The organism is Oscillatoria sp. FACHB-1407, from assembly GCF_014697545.1.
GTDB lineage: Bacteria > Cyanobacteriota > Cyanobacteriia > Elainellales > Elainellaceae > FACHB-1407.
Map to the genome: position 1 here is coordinate 114,534 of NZ_JACJSA010000008.1, position 26,885 is coordinate 141,418.

The following is a 26,885-nucleotide window of genomic DNA, read 5'->3' on the forward strand; positions in this document are numbered from 1 at the left end:
GTCGCTTCTATTCGACGCCTGCTTCTTTTTCCCATTGTTGGCGAGCTTCAATGGCAAGCTGTTTCGCCTTTTCTTCCCCATATTTGTGAATGGAGAACTTGGCACTCTTGCGGTTGTCGCCACTGCCCCAACGAGCTTGCCAATATTCGTAGCGATGCCCTCGGCTAGCAGACTTGGTGCGGCTGACACCAACGATGCCACTGGTATTACGGACACTCATTCGCCCCACCTGGGAATCGAGCGGCATCTGCTCGTCTAGCTCATCAAAATACTTCTCAGCCGCTTTGAGTGCCTTTTGTTTGCCGCCATACTTCTTATCCGAAAAGAATTTTGCGTATTGCTTGCCTCGCCACATCAATCGGACGTAATAGCCGAAGTGCTTTTTTTCTGGTTGCTCAATGCGACTAATACCCACAACGCAATCCTGTATTCTTAAGCGGTGACTCTCAACTGTGATTTTACACGCTGTGGTTTAAGAGTGATGAGACTTTGAGCGATCTTAACGTGTTGAAAAATAAACCCCTCAATACCACCCGACACGGATCATCTCAGTTCCTTTTCAGGCTGCCAGGTGGAAAGTGCCTAACACCATGCCAATGAGGATTAGAAAGCCAATCCAGACATTTTGCCGAAAGATGCGTCCATAGGTCGCAGGGTGAGGATTTCGAGGACGCAGTTGCAAGTAATGCCATGCCCAGGCGATCGCCCCCAACACCAGGGATAGCCAAAATCCTACCCCCAGTTCCAGCACCACTCCCGTCATCGCCAGCAGCAAAACCGTTCCCAGGAAGAACAAGCCCACCGCATCAGCGGCGCGGGAGCCAAAAAACAGTGCGCTAGATTTTACCCCGATACGGCGATCGTCCTCTCGATCTGCCATCGCATACACAGTGTCAAATCCCAACGTCCACAACACAGTGGCCGCCCAGAGGTAGCCAGTGGCAGGCTCCAGCGAGGCAGTTACAGCCGACCAACTGATCAGCACCGCAAATCCCCAGGCGATCGCCAGCACCAACTGCGGCACGGGAAACACACGCTTTGCCCCTGGATATAACAGAATCACGGGCACCGCTGCCACACACAGCCAAAAACTCAACGGATTCAGGTAGAGCGACAACCCCCAGGCACAGAGCAACGACACCACCACAGCTACAATACCTGTGTTGACTGACAGGGCTCGTGACGCAAGCGGACGGTTGCGCGTGCGTTGCACTTTGGGGTCAATGTTGCGATCCCACAGGTCATTCACCACACATCCAGCCGCACTGGTTGCCAACGTTCCCAGGATGATTACCCCAATCAAAATCGGTGGTGGATTGCCCCGCGACGCTAGCACCACTGCCCACAACGCGGGAATCATGAGAATGAGCCGTCCGGCGGGCTTGTCCCACCGTAAAAGGCGAACGATCTTCATCCAGGTTGATTCGGGTTGAGACGGCTGTTCAGACAACATGTTGACACCACGGGCGCATCGCAATACTGCATCCTAGAATATCGTAGACCCAGCGGCAGAAGCTGATGAGGTTGCGGAGCGTAGGAGAGACGCGATTAATCGCGTCTCTCCTACGCTCCCTTACTCCCCACTCCCTTACTCCCCACTCCCCTACTCCTTCACTCTCCCTCATGCATGATCATCACGGTTGCCAGCTTTAAAGGTGGTGTTGGTAAAACGACAACAGCGATTCATCTTGCGGCTTATCTGCAAAACCAGGCAGAGACGCTGTTGATTGATGCTGATCCCAACCGTTCGGCGTCGGGTTGGGCAAACCGGGGCAAACTGCCGTTTGAGGTGGTAGATGAGTGGCGATCGCCCCAACGGATGCGTCACTACGACCATGTGGTGATCGATACTCAAGCCCGCCCGGTGCAGGACGAGTTAGAACTGCTGGCAGATGGCTGTGACCTGTTAATTTTGCCAACGACACCGGATGTGCTGGCATTAGAAGCTCTCGTTTTAACCCTGGAATACCTCAATACCATTGGAGCAAACCGCTATCGCATTCTGTTGACCATCATTCCCCCAAAGCCAAGCCGCGACGGGGAGCAGGTCAGAGCGATGTTAGTCGAAACGGGTCTGCCTGTTTTTGCTACAGGAATTCGGCGATACTCCGCCTTTCAAAAAGCTGCACAGGCAGGCATGTTAGTCCATCAGGTCAAAGACCCACGAGCCATGGAGGGATGGCAAGATTATCTCCAGGTCGGGCAGGAATTGGTCAAAGGAAGTGGGGAGTGGGACATGGGGAGTGGAGCGTAGGGAATGGGGAGAGCAATCTTCAGGTGTGGGCATTGCTGAATGTGACTATGATTTCTGTGCAGCAGTTCTGGTGGGAGGGGCGGTTCGCAAACTGCCCGTACAAAATTCCTAGACTTAGATCAGCAATGCCCTTCATGTGTCTATGCCATGACTATTGGCATGACTATTAGCATCGCCTGAATTCACGGACATTCGCTGTGTAGCACTCGTCTGAAAATAGCTATAAGTTGATGATTAGGTAAGGATGCAATTGATGGTGACATAGCGGAGTAGAATGTATTTGCAGTTACAAGCTGTAAGCCTTCAAATTAGCCGGATGGGAGATTTGCAGGGGTGTATGGAGTTGGGAAGATAAGGATAATTCTTCCAAGCATTTGATTACCCTGGCTTGCTCTGGATCATCAGTGATGTTTGCGTTTTAAGCCAGTATTGCCACCCTGGATATTCGGATGATCAATTTGGTCTATGAAAGCAGAGACGCTCTGCCGAACTCTTCACCTGATTTAGAACGCGATCGCATCCTTGCCGCGATCGACGTGGGTACGAATTCCATTCACATGGTCGTGGTTCAGGTTCAGCCTAAACTGCCGAGCTTCACGATCATTGCTCGCGAAAAGACAACTGTTCGTTTGGGCGATCGCAACAAAGCCACGGGTGAGCTGACCCCGGAGGCCATGGAGCGGGCAATCAACGCACTCAAACGCTGTCAGGAGATCGCCAAAAGCCTCAATGTCGAGGAGATTGTCGCCGTTGCCACCAGTGCGGTGCGCGAATCACCCAATGGGCGGGCGTTTCTGCAACAGGTCGAGGAGGATCTGGGCTTAATCATTAACCTGATCTCAGGACAGGAAGAAGCCCGTCGCATCTATTTAGGCGTATTGTCGGGGATGGAGTTTCAAAATCAGCCCCACGCCATTATCGACATCGGGGGTGGCTCCACTGAGCTGATTTTGGGAGATAGTAACGAACCGCGATCGCTCAGCAGCACGAAAGTCGGAGCCGTACGCCTCACCTCAGAGTTGATTACCACTGATCCCATTAGCAATAGTGAATTTCAATACCTGCAAGCCTACGTGCGGGGTATGTTGGAGCGACCAGTAGAGGAATTGCAGGCACAACTCAAACCGGGCGAAACATTTCGCATGGTGGGCACCTCTGGCACCATTGAAACGCTGGCAGTACTCCATGCCAGAGACAAGTTTGGCACCGCACCCACTCCGCTGAATGGCTATCAAATGAGCCTGCGCGACTTGCGCGAGATTGTCAATCGGTTACGGAAGCTGAACTACACGGAGCGATCGCTGCTGCCGGGGATGTCGGAACGACGCTCTGAGATTATTCTGGCAGGGGCACTGATCCTGCAAGAAGCAATGGGGTTGTTGGGAGCCGAGTCCATCACGATCTGTGAGCGATCGCTGCGAGAAGGGGTCGTCGTCGATTGGATGCTCACCCATGGCTTGATTGAAGATCGCCTGCGGTTTCAAAGCTCCATTCGGCAGCGCAGTGTGATCAAAACAGCGCAGAAGTATCAAGTGAATCTGGAACATGCTGAACGAGTTGCCCGCTTTGCGCTAAGTTTGTTCGATCAGTTGCAGGGCGTGTTGCATGGGTGGAGTGAAGAGGAGCGTGAACTCCTGTGGGCTGCCGCTATCCTGCACAACAGTGGTCACTTTGTCAGCCATTCGTCACACCACAAACATTCCTATTACCTGATTCGCAACGGCGAGTTGTTGGGTTACACCGAAGTTGAAGTCGAGACGATCGCCAACCTCGCTCGCTATCACCGTAAGAACTGCCCTAAAAAGAAGCACGAAAACTACCGCAACATTACCAGCAAAAAGCATCGCAAGGTCGTTGAACAACTCAACCCTCTATTGCGATTTGCCGTAGCTCTGGATCGACGACAGATTGGCGCAGTCCAGCAGGTGCGCTGCGACTATCAACCCGAAGCTCAACAACTGCACCTGCATTTGCAGGCGACCGATCCGGCGGATGATTGTGCTCTGGAACTGTGGAGCCTGGATTACAAGAAGGGCTGTTTTGAAGAGGAGTTTCACGTCAAGTTGATCTCTTCCCTGGAAAATCAACCTGTCTCTGTGCAGAGTGGTCAGTAGTCAATAGTTATTGACCACCGACTAACTCAATCCCCTGTGCTCACAATGCCTGACCACTGCACCTTCTTAAGGCGATCGCGTCGATAGGAGAAGAAGTAGTCGGCGTGCTGATAGGTGCAATAGGGGGCGATCGCAATCTGCTCTGGGGCAAGTCCCAATTGCTCTAGTTGTAAGGCGTTGACCCGTCGTACATCCAGACGTGCACGTCCCGGTTCAGGGTCCCTTAACAGGGGGGAGTCCGGTAACTGGTTCAGGGCATCTAATACCCGATCTACATCGGCGTTAGTGTCAGCGACCACCTCTTTCACGACGGTGGCTCCCACTTGAGCCGCAACGGTGGTAGAGACTTGGTAAACTTCTCCGGCGATCGCTGGACCCAATGCCACCCGCAGGTCTTCGAGTTGGCTGCCCTGTTGCTGCAATCGGGCGATCGCCTGGGGCACAATCTCCTGAGCCGTACCCCGCCATCCCGCATGAACGGCCGCCACCTGCCCTGTTTTAATATCAGCAATTAACGCAGGCACACAGTCTGCCGTACACACCCAAACCGCTTGTGCGCCTCGTTCGGTCAGCAACCCATCCGCAGGAGGCAACTCAACGGTTTCTGTCTCTGGAACAGATTCTGTGGTCTGTTGCAATGCCGAATCAATTTCAGTGGGCGTGAGAACGGCATTTCCATGAACCTGACGGACACGATAGACCTCAACCTGGGGTTGCACTGCCTCAATCAACTCTGCCGGGGGACGTGGGGAACATTGTTGCGTAAAAAATCCATGCGGAAAGGAATTTAACAAACTGCACGTAAGATAAGGGAGGTCTTGCCAGGTCTGCCAGTGCCAGGTATGCATCATTTGGGGGAAGTGAAGGAGCAATTTTGAAGAAGTAGTCAACACTAATACTTCATTATCTTCTCTTAATTTTTGATTCACCCATCCGGTCAATTCAAGACAGAGCAAGAAAGAAGGGACTGAGTTAGGGCGTTTGGCGCAACACTCTCTGTGCAACAGTCGTTATTCAAACCTTAACCCCGTATGCTAGTTCAAGTTGCGCTGACCCGATCGCCTTCCTTGAACTTAGACCATCTCACGACGCTGCTTGACCAAATCATCATTCCCGCTATTCCAGATCTATCCTCGACTGCTTTTAAGATTCATTGGTTTGAAACCCTGACTTCAACGAACCAGACGCTCTGGGAACTCCTGGCTCAGGGTTCTGACCAGGGCACAGTAGCGATCGCCCTCCAACAACAAGGGGGGCGGGGACAATGGGGGCGACAATGGCAGTCCCCACAGGGTGGCTTGTACCTGTCCCTGGCATTAACCCCCAACCTGGCAGTCGAACAGGGAGCACAACTGACACTTTGTAGTGCCTGGGGCATCGCGACGGCATTGCGCCACTATGGCATACCCGTGGAGTTAAAGTGGCTCAACGATCTGGTGGTGCAGGGACGTAAACTGGGCGGCATCTTGACCGAAACGCGCATCAGTCAGGGGGTGATTCGTCAAGCGATCGTCGGTGTTGGCATTAACTGGGCAAACCCAGTGCCAGCGGTGGGGATCAATCTACAAACGGTGATGGCAACTCAGCCCCAACCGACCATTACATCCCTGGAGATGCTGGCAGCGATCGCCCTCAGAGGCATGATGGGTGCCTATTATCACTGGCAAAACCAGGGCATTGAGGCAATCTTGTCTGAATATCACACTTTGTTGACGAGTGTAGGACTTCCGGTTAGGGTAGGGGACTGTTTGGGTATTGTAACCGGGGTGTCTGCTACCGGGGATTTGCGCGTGCGTCTGTCAGGAAATGGTGCATCGGCAACAGACATTCTGGTAAAACCGGGTGAGGTTTGCCTGGGATACGACTTGCCTGAACGGGAACCAGCAACCGACGTGGAACGACTAAATTAGCGGCGCGATCGCAATTCATCCCACTCCAAAAATTATTCCAAAAATCATCCAACTGGATTAGCAGTTAGTATGAAGTAACACGTTACAATCCATCCCATAGTGGATGTAGTGCAGTACGCCTTTAATGATGTAATAGCTCAGATGTTTTACTACCATTAGGGTTTGTCCAGACCTTAGCTTATTTGAAATTTTCTGCTTTCCATTAGATTTGTTTATCACTGAGTAAAGACACAGCTATGACTCAAAAGCCTAACTCAATCCGCCCCCATGCTCAGGTTCTTAACCCTCGTCTCTTGGCTCAAGGGTTAGGTTGGCTAGGCGGACTTAGCCTCCTGAGTGGCGGTGTGGTGTTTGCCCAAACTTCTCCTACTGACTCGTTGGCTGTGCCCAGTGCTCAAGATTTGCTCATGCCTGCTGAGCCTGCCCCAGCACCTCCGGCAGCTGCACCTGTGACCCCTGCTCCCGCAGCACCAGAACCTGCCAGCATCGAACGCTCACCCGCGCCAGCCGCAGCTTCTCCTGCGCCTAAACCCTCCACGGATGCAACACCGATCGCCCTCCCCTCTGAGGTTATGGACGAGATTCAAACCCTCACCCCTGAAAGCGATCGCGTTATTGACAACACTGACTACAATTTGGGCGCAACTCCTGGCTATGGTCAGCGACCTGCTGTGGTCTTGTCAGAACGGTCTACTGGGTGCCAAACCACCTTACAACAAGGGCAGAGCGTCCCAGCTAGCCTCTGCGCCCTCCCCAACAGTGTGGGTGGTAAACCGACGAGTGTTAGTTCTGTAAGTGTGGGTCCAGTTCGCCTGGGTTCCAATGGCATCGGCATCGGCAGAAACTACTACAACCTGACTCAACGTCCCATGGGCATGTTGGGTAATAACAATACGCGGCTGATCTTCCCGTTGTCTTTGCCTGCATCAATTACCTCTGCCTTTGGCTGGCGGGTTCACCCCATCAGTGGCGCGATGCGTTTCCACTACGGTACTGACTTGGGTGCTCCCATGGGGACTCCAGTGTTGGCGGCGTATTCAGGTCGTGTGGCGATCGCTGACTTTATGAATGGCTACGGCTTAACCGTCGTCATGCGTCACGCTAGCCCTGATGCACAAACCCTATACGCCCACCTGTCTGAGATCTTCGTGCAACCGGGCGAGGTGGTCGAGCAGGGTCAAGTGATTGGGCGAGTGGGCAGCACAGGTAACTCCACTGGTCCCCACCTGCACTTTGAATACCGCGAACGTACCCAAGAGGGTTGGGTTGCGCTGAACCCAGGTGGTCTGCTGGAACAAGCTCTAGCGACCTTTGGTGGATACTTCCAAGCCGCTCAAGCTCCGGCTGAAGAAACCCAGGTGTCGGTCTTCCATTTGGATGGCATTGACGGGCTACTCAAGGCGTTGAAGGAAGACCCAGAGTTGGTAGCTATGGTCAAAGCTCAGTCCTTTGAAGATTTTCCAGTGGTCTTTGATCCCAACATTACTGATTTGATTCTCATTAGCCTGGGTGAATCGACTCCAATCGAGTTGAATGAGTTGAAGGGATGGAGCAAGCCGGAAGTAACCTCTGAGCAGGCTAAGCCGTAAATCAGGATAAAGGATGAAGGATAACGGGTAAAAGCTACAGAACGCTACATCAGCTAGTTGTAGTTGCGGGCTAAAGATCCGATCTGCTCTCATCGTTTATCCTTCATCGTTTAGCCTTTATCCTTCAGCTTTTATCCCTCTTCTCTCATGTCTACCTACGACCAGATCTACGCGATCGTGCGTCAGATTCCCTATGGCAAGGTTTCAACCTATGGGCAGGTCGCAGCACTGGCAAATCTGGCAGGTCAGGCGCGACTCGTGGGCTATGCTCTGTATCAAATTGCTCCGGGATCTGATATTCCCTGGCATCGCGTCATCAATGCCAAAGGAGAAGTCTCGGAATCTCCCTGGCGTAATGGCAGTGATTACTTACAGCGATCGCTCCTGGAAGCCGAGGGCATCCACTTCAATGAAGCCGGAAAGGTGAGTCTGAGCGAATATCTGTGGCGACCACCGTTGCCCCAGGAAGAGTAGATGGGTCAATGGTCAATGGTCAATGGTCAATGGTCAATGGTCAGTGGCTTCGCCGTGAGTGCCAACGGCTCAATTGAAACTTCGTTGAACGGTCGTTGGTCATTAGGTTCTCTCGGATGACCAATAACGACTGACTACTGACTATTAACTACTGACTATTGACTATTGACTCCTGACTATTGACTACTGACTACTGACTATTAACTACTGACTATTGACTATTGACTCCTGACTATTGACTACTGACTACTGACTATTAACTACTGACTATTGACTATTGACTCCTGACTATTGACTACTGACTACTGACTATTAACTACTGACTATTGACTATTGACTCCTGACTATTGACTACTGACTACTAACGATTGACAAATTCCCCTCCCCCAACTCGACGATCGCCTCACTTTCTGCTTCCTCCAGCGATTGCCACACCTTTTGCAACAGTGGGTCTAAGCCAATTCGGGCAACGGCGGAGATGGTGAAGATGGAGGTTTGAGTTAGGGCTTCAAGTTCCTGGGCGATCGCCTCAACTCGTTCAGGGTCAGAGGTCGCCGCATCGATTTTATTGAGCGCAACAATTTGGGGACGGTCTTCTAAGCCCCGTCCATACGCCTCCAATTCTGATTGAATCGTGTGATAAGCGGCGATCGGGTCTTCTTGCGTCACATCGATCAGGTGCAGCAAAACTCTTGTGCGTTCAATATGTCGTAAGAAGTCGTGTCCCAAGCCTGTTCCCTGGTGTGCCCCTTCAATCAACCCCGGAATGTCAGCAAAGACGGTGCCATCTCCAGTGGGTTTACGAACCACCCCCAGGTTAGGCACGAGGGTTGTAAAGGGATAGTCGGCAATCTTGGGACGAGCCGCAGACAGGGCTGAGATCAGGGTTGATTTACCAGCGTTGGGCAGACCAATGATTCCCACTTCTGCCAGCAGCTTCAACTCCAGACGAACCAACTTTTCCTCACCGGGCAATCCGGGTAGGGCACGTTCGGGCGCACGATTGCGGTTGCTGAGGAAGTGCTTGTTACCCAATCCCCCTTTGCCACCTTGAGCAATTAACAGCGTTTGATTAGGGGCGACCAGATCTCCCAACACTTCGTCTGTCTCAGCATCGTAAACCATCGTGCCACAGGGAACCTCAATGATCAGGTCGTCCCCAGAAGCACCCGTCATGTTTTTTGGGCCCCCCCGTTGCCCATCTTTAGCCTTAAATTTGTGGGCATAGCGGAAGTCCAGCAGGGTTTGCAAGTTTTCGACGGCTTTGAGAATGACAGACCCTCCGTGACCTCCGTTACCCCCCGACGGACCTCCCGCAGGCACATACTTCTCTCGGTGAAAGGCTACCAGCCCGTCTCCCCCATCACCTGCTTTGACGTCAATTTCTGCCTGATCGATAAATTGCATGGAACCCAAACATTACGCTTCTTTCTTGATGGTAGGCGATTTTAGGGTAGGTCGGTTGCTTCAGGGGCGATCGCCACTTTATAGATGCAACCGTATTTGATTAAGCAGACCAATCTGTTCTGCTTTGGTGTTCACTGAGAACCTTTCCCAGTCCTCACCCGTTCTCACATCTGCAAACAGTTGATTTTGGTCTTCGTGGAAGTGTAGAAATGCTTGGGACTTCCGATAAAAGACTCCACGCTTCTTCTCTTTCAAGCTCTGAAGTTGACGGATCTCGACCAGCAATTCCTCCAGTTTGTCGAGTGCATCCTCCCCAGCATGTTTCATGGCTAGCCCTTTCCTTTACTTACACTTGCTCTGGGTCAATCCCCAATTCTCGTAGTCGAGCCGCTAATCGTTCTGCACGTTGGCGTTCCTGTTCGACTTGCTCTTCTGGCGTTAGAACCCAGATTCCTGAGCGATCGCACCAGCGCAACCAAACCCGTTCAATGTCTTGATAAGCTCCCTGCCAAAGACCTAATCCCAACTCCAGTTCTGGAATCCAGATTTGCGGAGAATCAGCACTCAGTGGTTGCTGTTCATAGCGTCCGCCCACGAGCTTAAAGAACCACAGCTTGTTGGTATAACGACTGAAGACCACATAGTAAGGCACTCGCAAGATCGTTTCGTAAACCGTCCACTTGCTGGGTGGCGTCTCGCGTTCGGGTTGACCGTTCTCTGGAGGCAAGCTTGGAGCGTCAAGAACGACTTCGGGTAACCCACTCTCTGCCTGGGAAATCTTTGCGTAGGGACCTAAATCTTCTGCTTGCGTGCCTGGAGAAAGCAACTCCACCACCACAAAGGGATGGATGCCTTCCTGCCAGATCACATAGCTGGAACGCAAATCAACCCCATCGTAGAGACGCGGCACACCAACCACTAGGAACCAGTCGGGGCGTTTTTGCCATAGGGGATGGCGCACATCATAGTAAAGGTTGAGATCAGTCCCCGTAAAAATCTCGTCACGGGCATAGGTGCTGAGGCGCAGTGTGGCACTCAACAGTTGCGGTTGGAGATCGTGAAATTCGTCAGGCAAGCCGGGTTCGTTAGGATCTTCGCTGGGCAGATCATACATCGTCGGCAGTGTCTCTCTGGGAGAACGCGGCGGGTCAACCTGTTCTAGTGAAGGGCGTGAGAGGGTCATGAGCAACCGGGGCGATCGACTGTCTCAAGTATAGATCTCCGACTTCTTTAATCTCCTCGGCTGCTTGAAGCAGACAGGGAGTTGGTATCTGGGTTTTGGAAGCGATCGCCCCCTACACTCGTAGTCAACTAAACCACCAACAGGACAGACGCGATTAATCGCGTCTCTCTGGTTAAACCTCGTGGATCAGAAATAGACTCTTACTCTGCCAGTTTGCGTTCAACGGCTGTGAAGAGTTCATCAAAGCCTGACTCTGCGTGCATGTCTGGCGTGAGGGTATTCATGTCTTTGAGGATGTCGATCAGTCCGGCGATCGTTCCTCGAATCTCGGTGTACAAATCAATGTCATCGCGGAAGCCTTGAAGATTGGCGGCACTGACCGTTTTCATGGCTTCATTCAGTTTATGAATTTCGTCTTCCCAGTACTGAATATATTGGATGCGCTGGATGGGTTTGTAGATGTTGGCATCAGCGAGGATGATTGGGAAAATGCGATCGTAAAATGCACCATTTTTGGCAATTTGCACCAGTTCATACATGCAGTTTTCAGATTTGAGGTATTTCTCACTAATCACGACGACCACACATTTGCCGCGTCCGATGCGCTGCATAAATTCCTTAATCCGTCCTTTGAAACCGAGGTCGCGCTTGTCACGTACCAGGGTAATGCCCTTATTCTGGAATGCCTGATCGAGTTGATTGGCGATCGCTTCACTGTCGCCACCCCAGGCGTAGGAGACGAACACTTCTTGGTCAGATTTCACAACAGGTTGCGAGTTGGAGGTCGGGGAATCAGAGCCATAGATCTCTGGATAGCGGCGTTGCAGTTCCTCCCAGGGCAGCAGCAGGCTCTCTTCAATTTCAGCCCGAACATTTGGACTTACCGCACCCTCAATCTTCATCAGCTTAACGAGGAAGCGGTTGGCATTGTAGTAGCGTTGTAGTTGTTGTTTCTGTTGGTTAGTGAACTGCCAATCGTGACCAATATTAATATTCCGATGCTGAATCATCACCTGCCGCAGCTCTTCTAACCACTGTTGCCCCTGTGCTTGCCACCATTGCTCGAAGTGCTGCCAGCTTTTTCGTGAAGGCAATTTAGTCTTCAACTCTTCCAGTTTGAATGCAAGTTCATCGCTGAAGTCGAGGGCGAGGGCGAGGGTGAGGGCGAGGGCGAGGGCGAGGGCGAGGGCGAGGGCACGATCGTGGGAACGGGTGAGGGCGCGGTCGCGGGCGAGAGCAAGGGCACGGTCGAGGTCGAGAGCAAGGGTGAGGGCGAGGTTCAGGTCGAGGGCGCGGGTGAGGTTCAGGTCGAGAGCGCGGGTGAGGTTCAGGTCGAGGTCGAGGGCGCGGTCAAGGGCGAGGGCGAGGTTGCAGGCGCGAGCGCGGGCGAGAGCAAGGGCGAGGTCGAGGGCGAGGTTGCAGGCGCGAGCGCGGGCGAGAGCAAGGGCAAAATAGAAAGCTCGAAGGGCGGCGGGTCTATAGTTAGACTGAATAGAGCCCGCTTTTTTCAAGACCCAATTTAAAAATTGATTCAACGTGGGTTCACCTGCGATTGACCAATCGATAGAGTGTTTAATCAGGCGCAGTAGGCGATCAGCAGGCTGTTGCGATTTCACCAGTTGCTCAACCACCTGCTGCCATTGTGAATTGGCAATCTTTGCAGCTAGTTGTGCTGGGGTCAGTTGAGTCAGCCATTGAACGGTGAAATGCTCCTGAAAAGTAAGGTGGGAAAACGACCACAACTCGTCTGCCCGTTCAATCAACAGTCCGTGCTGTGCCTCCATCGCTTTCAGGACGGCGACACCCTCTTCTCGATTAGCAAGGTGGAGAAATTCAGCAATCTGAGCAGCAATCTCGTTCTGTTGAAACAAAACAAAGTTTTCTGGATTCTCAAATTTGCGGGCGGCAATCTCGATCAGCAATGTCTGTTTTTGTTCTACACTCAATTGGCGATAGGCGTCAATGCCCACTTCCCAGCCTTCGATCGCCTTAGCATCATTCCATTTCTCTAGCAGTAACCGAATCCCTCTTTGATAGAGATCCGTCATCTGGGAGGGCATTTCTCCCTCGTCGTGAAAGACTAAACACATCAGACTCAGCAGCACCGGAGTCACCGTCAGTTCCTTCAATGCTGAATTCCTGCTTACAGCAGCATCAAAGTTTTCCCACTGCTGTGCCACTTCGACATCCGATTGTCCACTCGCCTGAAACCAGTTCTGGACAAACTGTTGCACCTGCTCTGGGCTGAAGTCTGCTACCTCCACCGAGGTAAACCCAACTGGAATTGACTCAATAATCTGGGTGCGGCAGGTCAGAATCCATCGGTTAGCCTTATACTCCTCTATGATCTCTCGGAGTTGAGTCTGCACCTCGCCCCGCAGTTCATTCGTCGGCACTTCGTCCAATCCATCCATTAGCACTAAAAGTCTGCCCTTTTTCAGTAGAACTTGTAGTGGTAATGCCTCTAAATTCTGTTGCAGTTCTTTAATTTGGTTTTCTTTATTTTTGTTTTCCTCCAGAGATTCAGTAATATTTCGCTTTAACTGCTGAATTTGCTGCTTCAGTGCTCTGATCTGATGACCTTCGTCCAGTCCCAATTCCTTTCCAATTGCATCTAATAAATGCCATTGCTCATCTCGAATGCGGCGAAGTTCAATGAAGACTGCAATCAAGTCTGGCTGAAAGTGCCCCTTGCACCAATCCACTGCCAGGTGCTTGAGAAAGGTTGTTTTCCCGGCACCAGGTTTGCCCAGAATCAGGAGTTTTGGGTTGGCATCGGCAATCTCAAAGCCTGGATTGCGTTTAATACGATCGCCCAATCCCAGGCGATCGTTCCGCAAGTCAAAGGTTTGCAACAGCTTATCTTCAGACACTTGATAGGTGCGGGGCGATCGATTCAGTAACCAGACATCGACGTAAAGCTGATCGACCCCAATCTCCTCCCCACTCAGCAAGCGCATTCGACTGTGCTGCCTGAGGATTTTCTGACGGCAGTGTTCTCGAATTTGTTGGAGTGGATCCGTCTTGTTTTGGGGTTGGGAAGCGCTAGCGAAGCTCTCCGCAAGAATTGACTGAACTGTAGAAACCTCTTGCCAATTCAACCGCAAAGCTGAGCAGAGCTTGCGAAACTCTGCCTCACGCACAGGCTCCAGCTTGAAAAAAGCGGTGACGGTGGTGCGGGACATTTTAACGTGCGCGGTCAGCTTCGATTTATTGCCCTCGAAATACAGATTCAAAGCATCGTTCGCTTTTGTCCAATTCGTCAGCACTAACTTGCGCGATCGCTCCATCCCTCCCATCGCTCCGCTATTCCAGCTTGGTCACTATTCTATCTACAGATACAAACCTGGACAAACGTGAATACTCTTGAACACGGGTTGAACAAATCCTGTGGGCGGTTGAGAGCGTAGGAGGGCGCAATGCCTCATCAACTTACCTGTAATGTTACGCAAAGGGTTAGCTCAAGCCTCTATTGCTGCATCCAGGACAATCTAGGACATAATTTGAAGGAATCTGTGATCTGCCGTGTCAGAACCAATGACTACTGAATTACAAGCCATGATGAGCGATCGCTGCCATGTAACGCGATCGCAAATTATCGAGTTCTGTCACCGATGGCATGTGATTGAATTTGCCGTGTTTGGCTCTGTCTTGCGCGATGACTTTCGAGATGACAGCGACATTGATGTTTTAGTTACCCTTGCTCCCGATCATGGCTTAAACCTGTTTGATTGGATGGATATGCAGCAAGAACTAGAAACCCTGTTCCACCGGGAAGTTGATTTAGTAGACAAACGTGGGCTGAAAAATCCCTACCGTCGCTCAGAAATTTTGAACACTCGTCAAATCGTCTATGCAAGCGAACAATCGTGATGCTGCCTCCGTTTGGGATATGGTGCAAGCCATTCGTCGAATTCAAGAATTCACCATGGGTTTAACGTCTGATGACTATCAGGCAAGCATCTTGATTCAAAGTGCCGTAGAAAGACAACTCGAAGTTTTGGGAGAAGCCGCAGGTCGAGTTTCCGATACCTTCCGACAAACTCACCCGGAGATTGATTGGCGTAGAATTGTTGGCTTACGGAACATCATCATTCACCGCTATGACGAAATTCAGCAAGACATCATCTGGAACGTCATCACTACAGAACTAGCCACTCTTCTAGCACAGCTAGAACCCCTGTTACCTCCTTTACTAAACGGGCGATCATAGGAATACGGGAAACCTGAAGGAAAATGTCATCTACTGCATCAGTCTTGTAGTCAGGCGATTCCGACGGAGAACTTCGCTAATGCCCTCTAACCTCCACTTTTCAACTCCTAAACATGGAACTTTGACCTTTTTACTTGAAGGTTTGAGTTCAAAATAGGAAACTTCAAGTTCAGAATAGAAAGCTCCGAGTTCAAAATAGGAAATTTCAAGTTCAGAATAGAAAGCTCCGAGTTCAAAACACAGAACTTCGAGTTCGGAGTAGAAAATTTTGAGTTCAAAATAGGAAACTCCGAATTCAGAACTCAAAGGACGAAGCTCAGACCTCAAGCGATCGCGCTTTTAACTCTAACCGTCAAGTGAAGTAGTCCTTCTAGCTCCTCGGCTTCTTTGCCCTTCTAATACCAATTTGAATTAGAAAGGCGACGAATGCTTGTACGGGTTTGGCACTGCCAAACCCCTCCTGATAACATTTCTATCAATTCAGGTCTATAAATTAGGGTTATACATCTATATACCTGTAGGGGTGGTTCGCGAACCGCCCCTGTCTAAACCGTTAGAATAGAACTCGATTCCCATCCCGTCAGCCGCTACCAGACATGAGCACGCCCGTTGAATTTCAAGATTATTTTGATGTCATTGTCGTTGGAGCCGGACACTCTGGCTGTGAGGCAGCGTTAGCCGCTGCACGACTGGGTTGCCGCACCTTAATGCTGACGCTGAATCTGGATAAGATCGCATGGCAACCCTGCAATCCAGCGGTGGGAGGTCCAGCTAAGTCACAGTTGACCCACGAAGTCGATGCGCTGGGCGGTGAGATTGGCAAAATGGCCGATCGCACCTATCTGCAAAAGCGGTTGCTGAACATTTCACGGGGGCCAGCCGTGTGGGCATTGCGAGCGCAGACTGACAAGCGAGAATATGCGGCGGTGATGCGGCGGATTGTGGAGAACCAGGAAAATCTGTCGGTGCGTGAGGCAATGGCGACGGATCTGATCCTGGGCAAGAATGACGAAGTGATTGGGGTGCAAACCTATTTTGGAGTTGCGTTCCAATGCAAAACGGTGGTGTTGACAACAGGAACATTTTTGGGTGGGATTATCTGGGTGGGCAACAAGTCAATGCCTGCGGGACGAGCGGGTGAGTTTGCCGCTGTGGGGCTAACCGAAACGCTGAACCGCCTGGGCTTTGAAACCGATCGCCTGAAAACGGGGACTCCGGCACGAGTTGATAAGCGATCGCTTGATTACAGCAAACTGGAACCTCAACCCGGAGATGAAGAGGTGCGCTGGTTTAGCTTTGACCCGGAGGCATGGGTTGAGCGAGAGCAAATGCCCTGTTACCTGACGCGCACTACAGCGGAAACTCATCGGCTGATTCGGGAGAATCTGCACCTGTCCCCTGTTTATGGCGGTTGGGTGGATGCCAAGGGACCGCGTTATTGCCCTAGCATTGAAGACAAAATCGTGCGATTTGCCGATAAGGAGTCGCACCAAATCTTCATTGAGCCAGAAGGGCGAGACATTCCAGAGCTTTATATCCAGGGCTTTTCAACCGGATTGCCCGAAACGCTGCAATTGCAAATGTTGCGATCGCTCCCCGGTCTAGAAAATTGCGTCATGCTACGTCCAGCCTATGCCGTGGAATACGACTACATCCCGGCAACTCAGTGCTATCCCACGATGATGACCAAAAAAGTGGAGGGACTGTTCTGTGCCGGACAGATCAACGGCACCACCGGGTACGAAGAAGCGGCAGCACAGGGACTCGTTGCCGGAATTAATGCCGCTCGCTTTGCACGGGGGCAGGAGATGATCGTGTTGCCACGCGAACAGAGCTACATCGGCACCCTGTTGGATGACCTGTGTACGAAGGATTTGCGCGAACCCTATCGGATGCTGACCTCCCGCTCAGAATATCGATTGCTGCTGCGATCGGACAATGCCGATCAGCGACTGACTCCGCTGGGTCGTGAGATTGGATTGGTTGGCGATCGCCGCTGGGAGTTGTTTAGCCGCAAACAAGCCAATATCGTCGCTGAAAAAGAGCGATTGCACGAAACCCGCGTCAAGGAACACGATCCGCTGGGCAAACAAATTGTGGCGGATACACAGCAGGCGATTAAGGGTTCAATTACTCTTGCTGACCTCTTGCGGCGACCGGGATTTCACTATGTCCATCTCGATCGCTATGGGTTGAGTAACCCTGAGTTGAGCCAAGCTGAGCGCGAAGGCGCAGAGATTGACATTAAATATGCGGGTTACTTGCAGCGTCAACAAAATCAGATTGACCAGGTGGCGCGACAAGCCCACCGTCCACTGCCTCCCGACCTGGACTATCACGCCATCAGCACGCTATCCAAAGAATCTCGCGAGAAGTTGACCAAAGTGCGACCCCTCACGATTGGGCAAGCCGCTCGCATTGGTGGAGTCAACCCAGCGGATGTGAATGCCCTGCTGATTCATCTAGAGGTGCGATCTCTGCGAGATACCAGGGAGTCGCAACAGACGCACCCGGCGGCTGAAGAAGTGTTAAACAAAGGATGAGCGATAGATCAATAAGGATAAACACTGAACGATGGAACCAACTTCCACTCTTATCCTTTATTTTTTATCCTTCATCCTTTATCCTTCACCCTTTCCCCTTAGTCTTCCTCAATCTCCAAAACCTCGCCGCTTCTGGCATTGACGTAAACCAGACGCTCGTCGTTTAACTCCACCACATAGATCAGCCCACGCTCACCTCGTGGCTCCAGGTTGACTTCCTCAATCTCATTGTTTGGAGCAATTTGCAACACGATGCGCATCAACTGCGGCATGGAGAGAATTGGCCCTGCTTGAGCACGAGGATATTCATCATCTTTATCGGCTCGTGCTACTGGAGCCACTGTGCCAAGAGTCAGGGGAATAATAACAGAGGCGATCGCCAATAAACGTGGATTCAGTTTCATAGGTCAAGCGGAGAGATAAAAGGCGACGACAAAACAGGAAAATGCTGTTCCCAATCTACAGTAGCAACACGTAAACCGCTACCAACCGGGTTCCCCAAATCTCATGTCCTTACGATAAAGTCATTAACAGTCAACGTAGCTTTACAAAAGAGTTAATGGTCAGTCGTCAATGGTTAATAGTTAAGAGTGTTGAGTGCCAGGAGTAATGTCTCAGCCCAAAACTCGAAACTCATCCCCCCACTTCTCTACCCCTCTGCCTTCCCTTTCTCTCTGTCTTGCTCATGAACTCGCCTGCATCTGCTGACTCAAACCCCATCGCCGATCTGCCCGAACGGTTGGTCAAACACGCCGTTCGCTATGCCGATCACCAGTCGGTCAATCGAGACGACCTGACCCCGATGATGCGGCACTACGTCGAGATGAAGGATCAGTATCCCCATGCGCTGCTGCTCTATCGAGTGGGTGACTTCTTTGAAACCTTCTTTCAAGACGCGATCGCCGTGGCACGAGAGCTAGAACTGGTGCTGACCAGCAAAGATGGGGGCAAAGAAGTGGGGCGGGTTCCCCTGGCAGGCATTCCCCATCATGCGCTCGATCGCTACTGTGCCCTGTTGGTAGAGCGGGGTTACGCCGTTGCGATTTGTGACCAGACAGAAGATGCCGCTGATGTCCAGGGGCGACTGGTGCAGCGAGAAGTGACGCGAGTCATTACCCCCGGTACGGTGCTCGAAGAGGGAATGCTAAATGCCCGCCGTAACAACTTTTTGGCAGCGGTTGTGATTGCAGGCAACCATTGGGGATTAGCCTACGCGGATGTCTCTACAGGCGAATTTTTAACGACGCAATCCACCGGATTAGATCAACTCACGCAGGAAGTGATGCGGTTACAACCTTCTGAGGTGCTCGTTCCTACAAATGCACCTGATCTGGCAGGTTTATTGCGCCCAGGGCAAACCTCTGATCAAATTCCCAACTGCTTGCCATCTCACTTTTGCTACACCTTGCGATCGCAGACTCCCTTCAATCCCGCAGAAGCCCGGCAGCGATTGTTAGAACAGTTTCGGGTGCGATCGCTGGAGGGAATGGGCTGTGAGCATTTGCCTCTGGCGGTGCGAGCGGCGGGTGGTTTACTGGAATACCTGGAGGACACTCAGAAAGAAACACGACTGCTGCTGCAACCACTCTGCACCTACACACTGACGGAATATCTGGTGGTGGATCACCAGACTCGCCGCAACCTGGAAATCACCCAAACGGCACGGGACGGCACCTTTCATGGCTCCCTCTTATGGGCACTCGATCGCACCGTTACGGCGATGGGAGGTCGGGCACTGCGCCGCTGGTTGTTGCAACCGTTGCTGGATATTGCTGCGATTCAAGCCCGACAAGACACGATTCAGGAACTGATCGACCAGGGCAACCTGCGACAACAGTTGCAGCAGTTGTTGAAGCAAATCTATGACCTGGAGCGACTTACGGGGCGATCGGGAGCAGGCAATGCCAATGCTCGTGATCTGGTTGCTCTGGCGGATTCGCTAGCCAAATTACCCGATCTGGCTCAACAGGTTGCTGCTACGAAATCGCCCTATCTGGTTGCCCTACAAACCGTCTCACCCGTGCTCGAAACATTAGCCCAAACCCTCCAGGCACATCTGGTCGAGCACCCGCCGATTTATTTGACGGAGGGAGGATTAATCCGGGCAGGGATTAACCCCCAACTCGATCAACTCCGGCAGCAAATCGATGCCGATCAGCAGTGGATCGCCCAACTGGAGGCGATCGAACGGCAACGCACCGGTATTTCTAACCTGAAAGTCGGCTTCAACAAAACCTTTGGCTATTACATCAGCATCTCTCGCGCTAAATCGGGTGACAAAATTCCAGACGGTTACATCCGTAAGCAAACCCTGACCAACGAAGAGCGTTACATTACTCCCGAATTAAAGGAGCGCGAAAGTGCCATTCTCAATGCCAAGAATGACTTGCACAATCTGGAATACGAGATTTTTGTGAGCTTACGCGAAGGGGTCGCAGAACACGCAGATTTAATTCGCTCCGTAGCACGGGCGATCGCGTCTGTGGATGTGCTCTGTGCCTTGGCAGAAGTGGCAGTTTATCAGAACTACTGCCGTCCAGAGATTGTCCCAACTCGCGAAATCCAGATCGAAGACGGTCGCCACCCAGTCGTCGAGCAATCCCTACCCAGTGGATTCTTCGTGCCCAACTCCACCCAACTGGGGAATTCTGCTATCCCTTCATCGCCGAGTACAGACGCGATTAATCGCGTCTCTTCCACATCTTTAATCTCCTCCCCTGATCTGATCATCCTCACCGGACCCAACGCCAGCGGCAAAAGCTGTTATCTCCGGCAGGTCGGGCTGATTCAACTGATGGCACAGGTCGGCAGTTTTGTCCCTGCTCAGTCCACCACCCTGGGCGTGTGCGATCGCATCTTTACCCGTGTTGGGGCAGTCGATGACCTGGCAACGGGGCAATCCACTTTCATGGTCGAGATGAACGAAACGGCTAACATCCTCAACCACGCCACACCGCGATCGCTTGTGCTACTGGATGAAATTGGACGGGGCACTGCTACTTTTGATGGCTTGTCGATCGCCTGGGCAGTGGCCGAACATTTGGCAACCGAAATTCGGGCACGCACCATCTTTGCTACCCACTATCACGAACTCAACGAACTGGCATCCCTGCTGTCAAACGTCGCCAACTATCAAGTCACCGTCAAAGAACTGCCCGACCAAATCATCTTTTTGCATCAAGTGCGTCCCGGTGGAGCCGATCGCTCCTACGGCATTGAAGCCGGACGGTTAGCTGGATTACCCGCCTCTGTCATCCAACGGGCTAAACAGGTCATGGGACAAATTGAAAAACACTCTCGCATCGCGATCGGCTTACGCAAAGGCAGCACTCCCAAAGCTGATAAAAACGGAACTGAAAAAAACGGCAGGAGCGATTCTCCTAAAGGAGAAACCGCTTCGCGTCGCGTCTCTGAAGCCAAGCCCATCGAGCAACTCGACATCTTTCAAAACTGAAGATTGAAAAAAGAAAAAAGAAAATAAAATGCTCTCCCTACTCCCTTCTTCTCTCTTCTTTTTCTTTCCCTTACCGTGGGTTACGTTGTCGAGTACCCTTTTATCCTTACTTCCTTGCCCCTTTTAGCCTTCATCCTTTAGCCTTTATCCTTTAGCCTTCATCCTTTCCTCTTTTTTCCTCTTCTCTCTTCCTTCTTCTTTTTTCTTTTTTCCCTTCTCTTCCTTCTTCCCTATTCCCTTTCCCGCTAGACAGTCCGATAAGGAGCGTTATCATAAGTAGGAATGATTCATGTTTCTTAACGATTACAAGCTTACATGGCTATACTGTCCCCCGGATTCAGCCGCTTCAAGGATTCCTTGACAGAACGGGTTTTCTTTGGACATGAACCTACCCCAGAGTTGATGGCAATTCTGTTGGTGTACTTTGTCCAGGGTATTTTAGGGTTGGCACGACTTGCGGTCAGCTTCTTCCTCAAAGATGAGTTAGGGCTAGGACCTGCCCAGGTATCAGCATTAGTCGGGGTTGCTGCCTTACCGTGGATGATTAAACCCCTGTTTGGGTTTATCTCCGATGGGCTACCAATCTTTGGCTATCGTCGTCGCCCCTACTTAGTTCTATCGGGCTTTTTGGGCGCACTGTCCTGGGTCAGTTTGGCAACCCTGGTACACACCGCCTGGGCAGCGATGATCGCGATCGCTCTCAGTTCTCTGGCGATCGCCGTCAGTGATGTCATCGTCGATTCTCTGGTAGTGGAGCGAGCACGGCAGGAGTCGGTCAGTGATGCGGGGTCGTTACAATCCCTCTGCTGGGGCGCATCAGCCGTTGGGGGGCTGATCACGGCTTACTTCAGTGGCTTCTTGTTAGAGCACTTCAGCACCCACACCGTATTTGCCATAACAGCAACCTTTCCCCTGATTGTGTCGATGGTGGCAGGATTAATCGCAGAGTCAAAGGTGGAATATGCTACCGATTGGGCGATCGTCTGGAATCAGGTGAAGCAATTAAAAGGGGCAATCACACAAAAGTCGATCTGGATGCCCACTGCATTTTTATTTCTCTGGCAGGCTACTCCCACAGCGGAGTCTGCCTTTTTCTTCTTCACCACAAATGAACTAGGCTTCTCGCCAGAGTTTTTAGGACGGGTTCGGTTAGTGACGAGTGTGGCATCCCTGGTTGGAATTTGGCTGTTTCAGCGATTTTTTAAGTCAGTCCCGTTTCGGACTATTTTTGCCTGGACGATGGTGATCTCTGCCGTTCTAGGCATGACGATGCTGCTCCTTGTTACCCACACCAATCGGGCTTTGGGGATCGATGACCACTGGTTTAGCCTGGGAGACAGCTTAGTTCTGACCGTAATGGGGCAGATCGCCTACATGCCTGTACTGGTCTTAGCCGCGAGACTCTGTCCACCGGGGGTTGAGGCAACTTTGTTTGCGTTGTTAATGTCAGTAACAAATCTTGCAGGTTTGCTGTCCTACGAGTTTGGGGCGGGGCTAATGCACCTGTTAGGCGTTACGGAAACCGATTTCACCAATCTTTGGCTGTTGGTAGTTATCACTAATCTCAGCACATTGTTACCGTTCCCGTTTCTGGTATGGCTTCCTGGGGCATCTTCTCAACCACTCCCGGTCACCACTGACGCTAGCTCAGGGGTGCTGCCTTCAGGCTCAGCAGTGACCCTAGAAACCGGGGCGATCGCCAACAGTGCGATTGAAAATCCGTTACGTCCAGAGCTTGTCGTCCCTTCAGGGCGGCAACCCATTGAAGAACCTGCCGATTAAGCGAGTCCATCTCTCAACCTAGTGCTTCAAAACGACCATGCAAACCGTTCCAGATCAATCCACTCAGGCAAAGGTGACCACTACTCCGGATGCCAACCCCTACAATTTGCAAGATTGGCAGAAGGGCTATCGGTCACTCAAACAAGAGCATGACTACTGGATCGATGACATCGAGGGAGAAATCCCCACCGATCTGCAAGGGACGCTCTTTCGCAATGGACCCGGACTCCTGGATGTCAATGGACAACGGATTCATCACCCCTTTGATGGCGATGGCATGATTAGCGCGATCGCCTTTAAGGACGGACGTGCTCACTACCGCAATCGCTTCGTCCGCACAGAAGGGTTTGTCGCGGAACAAGCAGCGCAAAAGATTCTCTATCGCGGTGTGTTTGGTACTCAGAAACCGGGAGGATGGTTAGCCAACGCCTTTGACTTCCGGCTTAAAAATATCGCCAATACAAACGTTGTCTACTGGGGTGACAAGCTTATGGCACTGTGGGAAGCCGCAGAACCCCATCGGCTCGATCCCAACATGCTTGATACCTTGGGCTTGGAATATCTGAATGGCACATTACAACCAGGATCCGCTTTCTCAGCCCATCCTCGCTTTGATCCTGCCTGTGCTGATGATGGAAGCCCAAGAATGGTCAACTTTGCGATCAAAACGGGCTTATCCAGCACCATCACGATCTACGAACTCGATTTAACAGGTCAGGTCGTGCGGCAACATTCCCATTCCGTGCCGGGATTTGCCTTTGTCCATGACTTCGTTATCACTCCTAACTACTGCATCTTTTTCCAAAATCCTGTAACCTTTAACCCCCTCCCCTTTGCGGTGGGGTTGCGTGGTGCTGGAGAATGCATTACCTTCCGGGCAGATCAACCGACTCAAATCATCGTCATTCCCCGCTACACTCAGGAACCCGTCCAGATTCTTCCAGCAGAGTCGGGGTTTGTCTTCCACCACGCCAATGCCTTTGAGCAGGACGGCAACCTCTACGTCGATTCCATCTGTTACGCTAAATTGCCGGTAGTAGAGCCAGAGGCAGATTATCTCAAGACCAAATTTGATGCACTGGAACCAGGGCAGCTATGGCGTTTCACAATCAATTTGGCAGCCAAAACGGTTCAGTGGCATCTGGTAGAACCCCGCTGTTGCGAATTTCCCACATTGCATCCCCAGCAAGTTGGCAGACCTTACCGCTACCTTTACATTGGAGCGGCTCACTCGCCATTGGGCAATGCTCCCCTCCAGGGCATTTTGAAACTAGATCTGGAAACCGGTAACCGCCAATTGTGGAGTGCGGCTCCCTGGGGCTATGCTGGAGAACCTGTGTTTGTACCCCGTCCCAACGCTGATCCCCATGTTGAGGATGATGGCTGGCTGCTGGCACTGTTCTTTAATGCCAAACTAGAGCGATCGGAGTTAGTGATCCTGGATGCTGGTAACCTCAATCGGGAACCAATCGCCCGTCTACGCCTCAAACACCATGTCCCTTATGGGCTACACGGTAGCTTTACGCCGACGGTGTTTGGAATTTAGTCTGCAAGATCCACGCTACGGCATCTGCTAGATCATGGGCGACGTAGTCCGGTTGTATGACATGTTGATACTCGCCCTGTAAGACGCGATCGCCATATCCTGTCTGCACCAACACGCCCACACATCCCGCATTATGTGCCAGGTCAATGTCAGTTGCTTTGTCTCCCACCATGACACTCTGATTCAGATCGAGGTCGTATTCCCAGGCAGCGGAGACAAGCATTCCCGTGTTGGGTTTGCGCCAGGTCGTCCATCGGGTAAACTCTGGCTCAATCCCACCCTCTGGCGAGCTTAGATCAGGGCAGTAATACAGCGCATCCAGTCTTGCTCCTGCTTCAGTCTGTAGCAATGAGCAGAGCCGTTGATGTAATGCCTCCACATGGGTGATAGGATAGTAGCCCCTGGCCGGACCCGATTGGTTGGAGATTAAACAGCAAAACACATTGCAGTCGTTCAATCGCCGCACCGCATGAGCCGCACCTGGCACGAGATGCAAATCTTCAACCCGACGGATATATCCCGCTTCCAGGTTAAGCACACCATCGCGGTCAAGAAAAACGGCTCCTCTGCTCATGCCATGTCCGTCATCAGCCTCCCCAGACTTTTTGCAACACCGTTGCAGGAGCAATGTCTGTCATGTTCCCAGTCGGAGATTTGATTGCTGCAAACTTATCACTGACAGGTAATAACTTCGCGGGATCGGTCGGACCAAATAACGCCAGGGTATACACCTTGAGTGCAACCGCTAGATGCATCGGAGCACTGTCAGTACACAACATCAAATTGGCTCCCGCAATCATCGCAGCCAGTTTACCCACATCCCCTGGAGTGGTGACCTTTAGAGTGGGATTGGCTTTGGTTAAAGCCGCGACAATGTCCTGGTCATCGGGTCCCTTAACGACCACGAGGGGTAGATCAGGTTGTTTCTGTTGAAAGTCTTGAACGATTTGTTGCCAGTTCTCAGCAGGATAGATTTTGTCAATACCTTTGGTGACAGCCAATTCGCTAGAACCACCGTGAATCAGAACATAACCACTGCCAGCAATCCCTAATCGCTTCTGTTCTGTCTCAGCCCAATCAATATCTCGCTTGGGAATCGCGATCGCCAACTCAGGACAGGGAGTTTTGATTCCCAAACCCTTGAGCAAATCGTGATACATCTCAGCAGCATACTGATCGGTCTTGAGCGGTACTGAATTCGTGAGGAAAGAATTGCCGCCCCCCGCATAGCCAACCCGAACAGGAATCCCGGTCAGCCATAACAGCAAACCCACTGCCCACCGCTGCCCCAGAGCAATCGCCACATCGTAAGAGCGATCGCGCAACACACCGAGTAAATTAGCCCAATCGGCAGGGCTATTGCGATCTTTAAAATCAAAGGCGATCGTATCATTGACCGATTTACAAACTCGGTAGGCACCCTTTGATCGAGGCTCTACTACAACGTCAATCTCAGAATCTGGATAGATTTGTTTTAAGTTGTCAAGGGTTGGGAAGAATAGAATTTGGTCACCTATCCCGCCCGGGACGAGAGCCACAATTCGCATAATATTTTGTTACGTAGATTCGCTCCTTATTTTAAGGGGAATGTCCCTCACTTCAAACCAAACATTTGGAAGATTGATTTCTCTTTTTGTAAAACTCCCTAGAACAGAGGCAGCCAAACTGTCCACAACCAAGAACTGATACAGAAACACCTACTTCACCCCTCTATCCTTTACCCTTGCCCCCTCTACCCTTCACCTCCTCACTCCTCTACCCCTGCCACACGCCCGCAAAGATACTTTTTACAGCGATCGCAATACGAGTCAAATCCTCATCTAGCAGAGGAGGCCAAGTCACTCCCTGTCGTTGTCCCACAACAAACAACTCGCGGCTGTCACTCGCCAAACTATGTAATGCGTAGACTAACTCCCGATTGAAGCTATCTACATCCCGTAATGCCTCAAAGACGATCTTGAGAGCTAACAGCAGCGTTGTAACTTGCCCTGGAATGGGCGGTTTCCCCTGCTTCAGTCGCGTCAACAGAGCATCTGCATCAGTTCCAGGCGGGTTTCCCTGATAAAGCAACAATTGATGGGCAGTTGTGTAATCCATAACCCTTGTAGACATGTAATGAAGTTTGAAGATTGCGTATGGTTCGACCCTACCTGAATGGCTTCATCATTCTTCCGCGTAGACCGACAGGTAAAGATCCCAATCATCCCTGACACATCAAGCAGATAGACCCTTGACCCTAGGGACAAACTGCATCGGTTCATGGTCTAACCGTCCTACTGCGATCGCCCCTCTCAACCACTCAACACCCCACTGTTCGCCAATTTTTGCTTAGGAACAGCCTTCACTTTACAGACTCTTCACCGTTAAACCCTGTTCATTCGACCGTAAATCGCCCATAACTGGAAGTATGACAATC

22 protein-coding genes are annotated in these 26,885 nt (G+C 51.5%); 11 read left to right on the plus strand and 11 right to left on the minus strand.

What is annotated here, in order from left to right; genetic code table 11:
• Positions 1-7 precede the first annotated feature (7 nt).
• Both H6G89_RS36245 and H6G89_RS15075 read right to left on the minus strand, forming a co-directional pair.
• On the minus strand, positions 8-415 hold the full coding sequence (locus H6G89_RS36245) for an AP2/ERF family transcription factor (RefSeq protein ID WP_190507707.1): 408 nt from the start codon (positions 413-415) through the stop codon (positions 8-10).
• Positions 416-559: 144 nt separating this feature from the next.
• A complete protein-coding gene (locus H6G89_RS15075; RefSeq protein WP_190507709.1) occupies positions 560-1,453 on the minus strand; it encodes a 4-hydroxybenzoate solanesyltransferase in 894 nt (297 codons plus the stop codon).
• A 174-nt stretch (positions 1,454-1,627) separates the two neighbouring features.
• Here H6G89_RS15075 and H6G89_RS15080 point away from each other — a divergent pair, with 174 nt between their 5' ends.
• A complete protein-coding gene (locus H6G89_RS15080) occupies positions 1,628-2,254 on the plus strand; it encodes a ParA family protein (RefSeq protein WP_190507711.1) in 627 nt (208 codons plus the stop codon).
• 449 nt (positions 2,255-2,703) lie between these two features.
• A complete protein-coding gene (locus H6G89_RS15085; protein ID WP_190507713.1) occupies positions 2,704-4,368 on the plus strand; it encodes a Ppx/GppA phosphatase family protein in 1,665 nt (554 codons plus the stop codon).
• Positions 4,369-4,394: 26 nt separating this feature from the next.
• Here the strand turns inward: H6G89_RS15085 and pgeF are convergent, their stop codons facing one another.
• Positions 4,395-5,216, minus strand: coding sequence for a peptidoglycan editing factor PgeF (gene pgeF, locus H6G89_RS15090; RefSeq protein ID WP_190508048.1), 822 nt, complete (start codon positions 5,214-5,216; stop codon positions 4,395-4,397).
• Positions 5,217-5,399: 183 nt separating this feature from the next.
• Here pgeF and H6G89_RS15095 point away from each other — a divergent pair, with 183 nt between their 5' ends.
• The 3 genes from H6G89_RS15095 (at position 5,400) to H6G89_RS15105 (ending at position 8,341) form a co-directional block, all read left to right on the plus strand.
• Positions 5,400-6,278, plus strand: coding sequence for a biotin--[acetyl-CoA-carboxylase] ligase (locus H6G89_RS15095; protein WP_190507715.1), 879 nt, complete (start codon positions 5,400-5,402; stop codon positions 6,276-6,278).
• A gap of 236 nt (positions 6,279-6,514) precedes the next feature.
• On the plus strand, positions 6,515-7,867 hold the full coding sequence (locus H6G89_RS36125) for a M23 family metallopeptidase (protein WP_190507717.1): 1,353 nt from the start codon (positions 6,515-6,517) through the stop codon (positions 7,865-7,867).
• A 147-nt stretch (positions 7,868-8,014) separates the two neighbouring features.
• Positions 8,015-8,341 (plus strand): MGMT family protein, encoded by a 327-nt coding sequence (locus H6G89_RS15105; RefSeq protein ID WP_190507719.1) that lies wholly within the window; start codon positions 8,015-8,017, stop codon positions 8,339-8,341.
• 351 nt (positions 8,342-8,692) lie between these two features.
• Here H6G89_RS15105 and obgE read toward each other — a convergent pair whose 3' ends face one another.
• From obgE to H6G89_RS15125, 4 genes are all read right to left on the minus strand, one after another.
• Positions 8,693-9,748, minus strand: coding sequence for a GTPase ObgE (obgE, locus tag H6G89_RS15110; protein WP_190507720.1), 1,056 nt, complete (start codon positions 9,746-9,748; stop codon positions 8,693-8,695).
• A 78-nt stretch (positions 9,749-9,826) separates the two neighbouring features.
• A complete protein-coding gene (locus H6G89_RS15115; RefSeq protein ID WP_190507722.1) occupies positions 9,827-10,075 on the minus strand; it encodes a hypothetical protein in 249 nt (82 codons plus the stop codon).
• Between the two features lie 19 nt (positions 10,076-10,094).
• A complete protein-coding gene (locus H6G89_RS15120) occupies positions 10,095-10,931 on the minus strand; it encodes a Uma2 family endonuclease (protein ID WP_242059954.1) in 837 nt (278 codons plus the stop codon).
• A 200-nt stretch (positions 10,932-11,131) separates the two neighbouring features.
• A complete protein-coding gene (locus tag H6G89_RS15125; RefSeq protein WP_190507724.1) occupies positions 11,132-14,230 on the minus strand; it encodes an NACHT C-terminal helical domain 2-containing protein in 3,099 nt (1,032 codons plus the stop codon).
• A gap of 238 nt (positions 14,231-14,468) precedes the next feature.
• Between H6G89_RS15125 and H6G89_RS15130 the strand changes: the two genes are divergently transcribed.
• From H6G89_RS15130 to mnmG, 3 genes are all read left to right on the plus strand, one after another.
• Positions 14,469-14,804, plus strand: a complete 336-nt coding sequence (locus tag H6G89_RS15130; RefSeq protein ID WP_190507726.1) for a nucleotidyltransferase family protein — start codon at positions 14,469-14,471, stop codon at positions 14,802-14,804.
• On the plus strand, positions 14,785-15,144 hold the full coding sequence (locus H6G89_RS15135; RefSeq protein ID WP_190507728.1) for a HepT-like ribonuclease domain-containing protein: 360 nt from the start codon (positions 14,785-14,787) through the stop codon (positions 15,142-15,144). Before H6G89_RS15130 ends, H6G89_RS15135 begins: the two co-directional genes overlap by 20 nt.
• A gap of 596 nt (positions 15,145-15,740) precedes the next feature.
• A complete protein-coding gene (mnmG, locus tag H6G89_RS15140; RefSeq protein ID WP_190507729.1) occupies positions 15,741-17,687 on the plus strand; it encodes a tRNA uridine-5-carboxymethylaminomethyl(34) synthesis enzyme MnmG in 1,947 nt (648 codons plus the stop codon).
• Between the two features lie 98 nt (positions 17,688-17,785).
• Here the strand turns inward: mnmG and H6G89_RS15145 are convergent, their stop codons facing one another.
• Positions 17,786-18,091 (minus strand): PepSY domain-containing protein, encoded by a 306-nt coding sequence (locus tag H6G89_RS15145; protein WP_190507731.1) that lies wholly within the window; start codon positions 18,089-18,091, stop codon positions 17,786-17,788.
• A 398-nt stretch (positions 18,092-18,489) separates the two neighbouring features.
• Between H6G89_RS15145 and mutS the strand changes: the two genes are divergently transcribed.
• The 3 genes from mutS (at position 18,490) to H6G89_RS15160 (ending at position 24,469) form a co-directional block, all read left to right on the plus strand.
• Positions 18,490-21,141 carry a DNA mismatch repair protein MutS gene (gene mutS / locus H6G89_RS15150; RefSeq protein ID WP_375539696.1) on the plus strand — a complete coding sequence of 884 codons (2,652 nt, stop codon included), beginning with the start codon at positions 18,490-18,492 and terminating at the stop codon, positions 21,139-21,141.
• 315 nt (positions 21,142-21,456) lie between these two features.
• Complete coding sequence (locus tag H6G89_RS15155) at positions 21,457-22,923, plus strand: folate/biopterin family MFS transporter (RefSeq protein ID WP_190507735.1); 1,467 nt, start codon at positions 21,457-21,459, stop codon at positions 22,921-22,923.
• Positions 22,924-22,960: 37 nt separating this feature from the next.
• The gene (locus H6G89_RS15160; protein WP_190507737.1) at positions 22,961-24,469 is read left to right on the plus strand and encodes a carotenoid oxygenase family protein; all 1,509 of its coding nucleotides are present in this window, start codon (positions 22,961-22,963) and stop codon (positions 24,467-24,469) included.
• Here the strand turns inward: H6G89_RS15160 and H6G89_RS15165 are convergent.
• The 3 genes from H6G89_RS15165 to H6G89_RS15175 all read right to left on the minus strand — a co-directional run bounded on the left by H6G89_RS15165 (position 24,444) and on the right by H6G89_RS15175 (position 26,566).
• Positions 24,444-25,043, minus strand: a complete 600-nt coding sequence (locus H6G89_RS15165) for a D-glycero-alpha-D-manno-heptose-1,7-bisphosphate 7-phosphatase (protein WP_190507739.1) — start codon at positions 25,041-25,043, stop codon at positions 24,444-24,446. The two genes, H6G89_RS15160 and H6G89_RS15165, sit on opposite strands and share 26 nt — an antisense overlap.
• A 13-nt stretch (positions 25,044-25,056) precedes the next feature.
• A complete protein-coding gene (locus tag H6G89_RS15170) occupies positions 25,057-26,016 on the minus strand; it encodes a glycosyltransferase family 9 protein (RefSeq protein WP_190507741.1) in 960 nt (319 codons plus the stop codon).
• 208 nt (positions 26,017-26,224) lie between these two features.
• The gene (locus H6G89_RS15175; RefSeq protein WP_190507743.1) at positions 26,225-26,566 is read right to left on the minus strand and encodes a Dethiobiotin synthetase; all 342 of its coding nucleotides are present in this window, start codon (positions 26,564-26,566) and stop codon (positions 26,225-26,227) included.
• Between the last annotated feature and the right edge of the window lie 319 nt (positions 26,567-26,885).

Bases quoted from the DNA above. Each gene is read 5' to 3' on its own strand.
- H6G89_RS15120 (WP_242059954.1), bottom strand. From the start codon at position 10,931: ATGACCCTCTCACGCCCTTCACTAGAACAGGTTGACCCGCCGCGTTCT.
- pgeF (WP_190508048.1), bottom strand. From the start codon at position 5,216: ATGCATACCTGGCACTGGCAGACCTGGCAAGACCTCCCTTATCTTACG.
- H6G89_RS15160 (WP_190507737.1), top strand. From the start codon at position 22,961: ATGCAAACCGTTCCAGATCAATCCACTCAGGCAAAGGTGACCACTACT.
- H6G89_RS15075 (WP_190507709.1), bottom strand. From the start codon at position 1,453: ATGTTGTCTGAACAGCCGTCTCAACCCGAATCAACCTGGATGAAGATC.
- H6G89_RS15080 (WP_190507711.1), top strand. From the start codon at position 1,628: ATGATCATCACGGTTGCCAGCTTTAAAGGTGGTGTTGGTAAAACGACA.
- H6G89_RS15105 (WP_190507719.1), top strand. From the start codon at position 8,015: ATGTCTACCTACGACCAGATCTACGCGATCGTGCGTCAGATTCCCTAT.
- H6G89_RS15095 (WP_190507715.1), top strand. From the start codon at position 5,400: ATGCTAGTTCAAGTTGCGCTGACCCGATCGCCTTCCTTGAACTTAGAC.
- H6G89_RS15125 (WP_190507724.1), bottom strand. From the start codon at position 14,230: ATGGGAGGGATGGAGCGATCGCGCAAGTTAGTGCTGACGAATTGGACA.
- H6G89_RS15145 (WP_190507731.1), bottom strand. From the start codon at position 18,091: ATGAAACTGAATCCACGTTTATTGGCGATCGCCTCTGTTATTATTCCC.
- H6G89_RS15135 (WP_190507728.1), top strand. From the start codon at position 14,785: ATGCAAGCGAACAATCGTGATGCTGCCTCCGTTTGGGATATGGTGCAA.
- obgE (WP_190507720.1), bottom strand. From the start codon at position 9,748: ATGCAATTTATCGATCAGGCAGAAATTGACGTCAAAGCAGGTGATGGG.
- H6G89_RS15170 (WP_190507741.1), bottom strand. From the start codon at position 26,016: ATGCGAATTGTGGCTCTCGTCCCGGGCGGGATAGGTGACCAAATTCTA.
- H6G89_RS15085 (WP_190507713.1), top strand. From the start codon at position 2,704: ATGATCAATTTGGTCTATGAAAGCAGAGACGCTCTGCCGAACTCTTCA.
- H6G89_RS36125 (WP_190507717.1), top strand. From the start codon at position 6,515: ATGACTCAAAAGCCTAACTCAATCCGCCCCCATGCTCAGGTTCTTAAC.
- H6G89_RS15155 (WP_190507735.1), top strand. From the start codon at position 21,457: ATGGCTATACTGTCCCCCGGATTCAGCCGCTTCAAGGATTCCTTGACA.
- mnmG (WP_190507729.1), top strand. From the start codon at position 15,741: ATGAGCACGCCCGTTGAATTTCAAGATTATTTTGATGTCATTGTCGTT.
- H6G89_RS15165 (WP_190507739.1), bottom strand. From the start codon at position 25,043: ATGAGCAGAGGAGCCGTTTTTCTTGACCGCGATGGTGTGCTTAACCTG.
- mutS (WP_375539696.1), top strand. From the start codon at position 18,490: ATGATGCGGCACTACGTCGAGATGAAGGATCAGTATCCCCATGCGCTG.
- H6G89_RS15115 (WP_190507722.1), bottom strand. From the start codon at position 10,075: ATGAAACATGCTGGGGAGGATGCACTCGACAAACTGGAGGAATTGCTG.
- H6G89_RS15130 (WP_190507726.1), top strand. From the start codon at position 14,469: ATGACTACTGAATTACAAGCCATGATGAGCGATCGCTGCCATGTAACG.
- H6G89_RS15175 (WP_190507743.1), bottom strand. From the start codon at position 26,566: ATGGATTACACAACTGCCCATCAATTGTTGCTTTATCAGGGAAACCCG.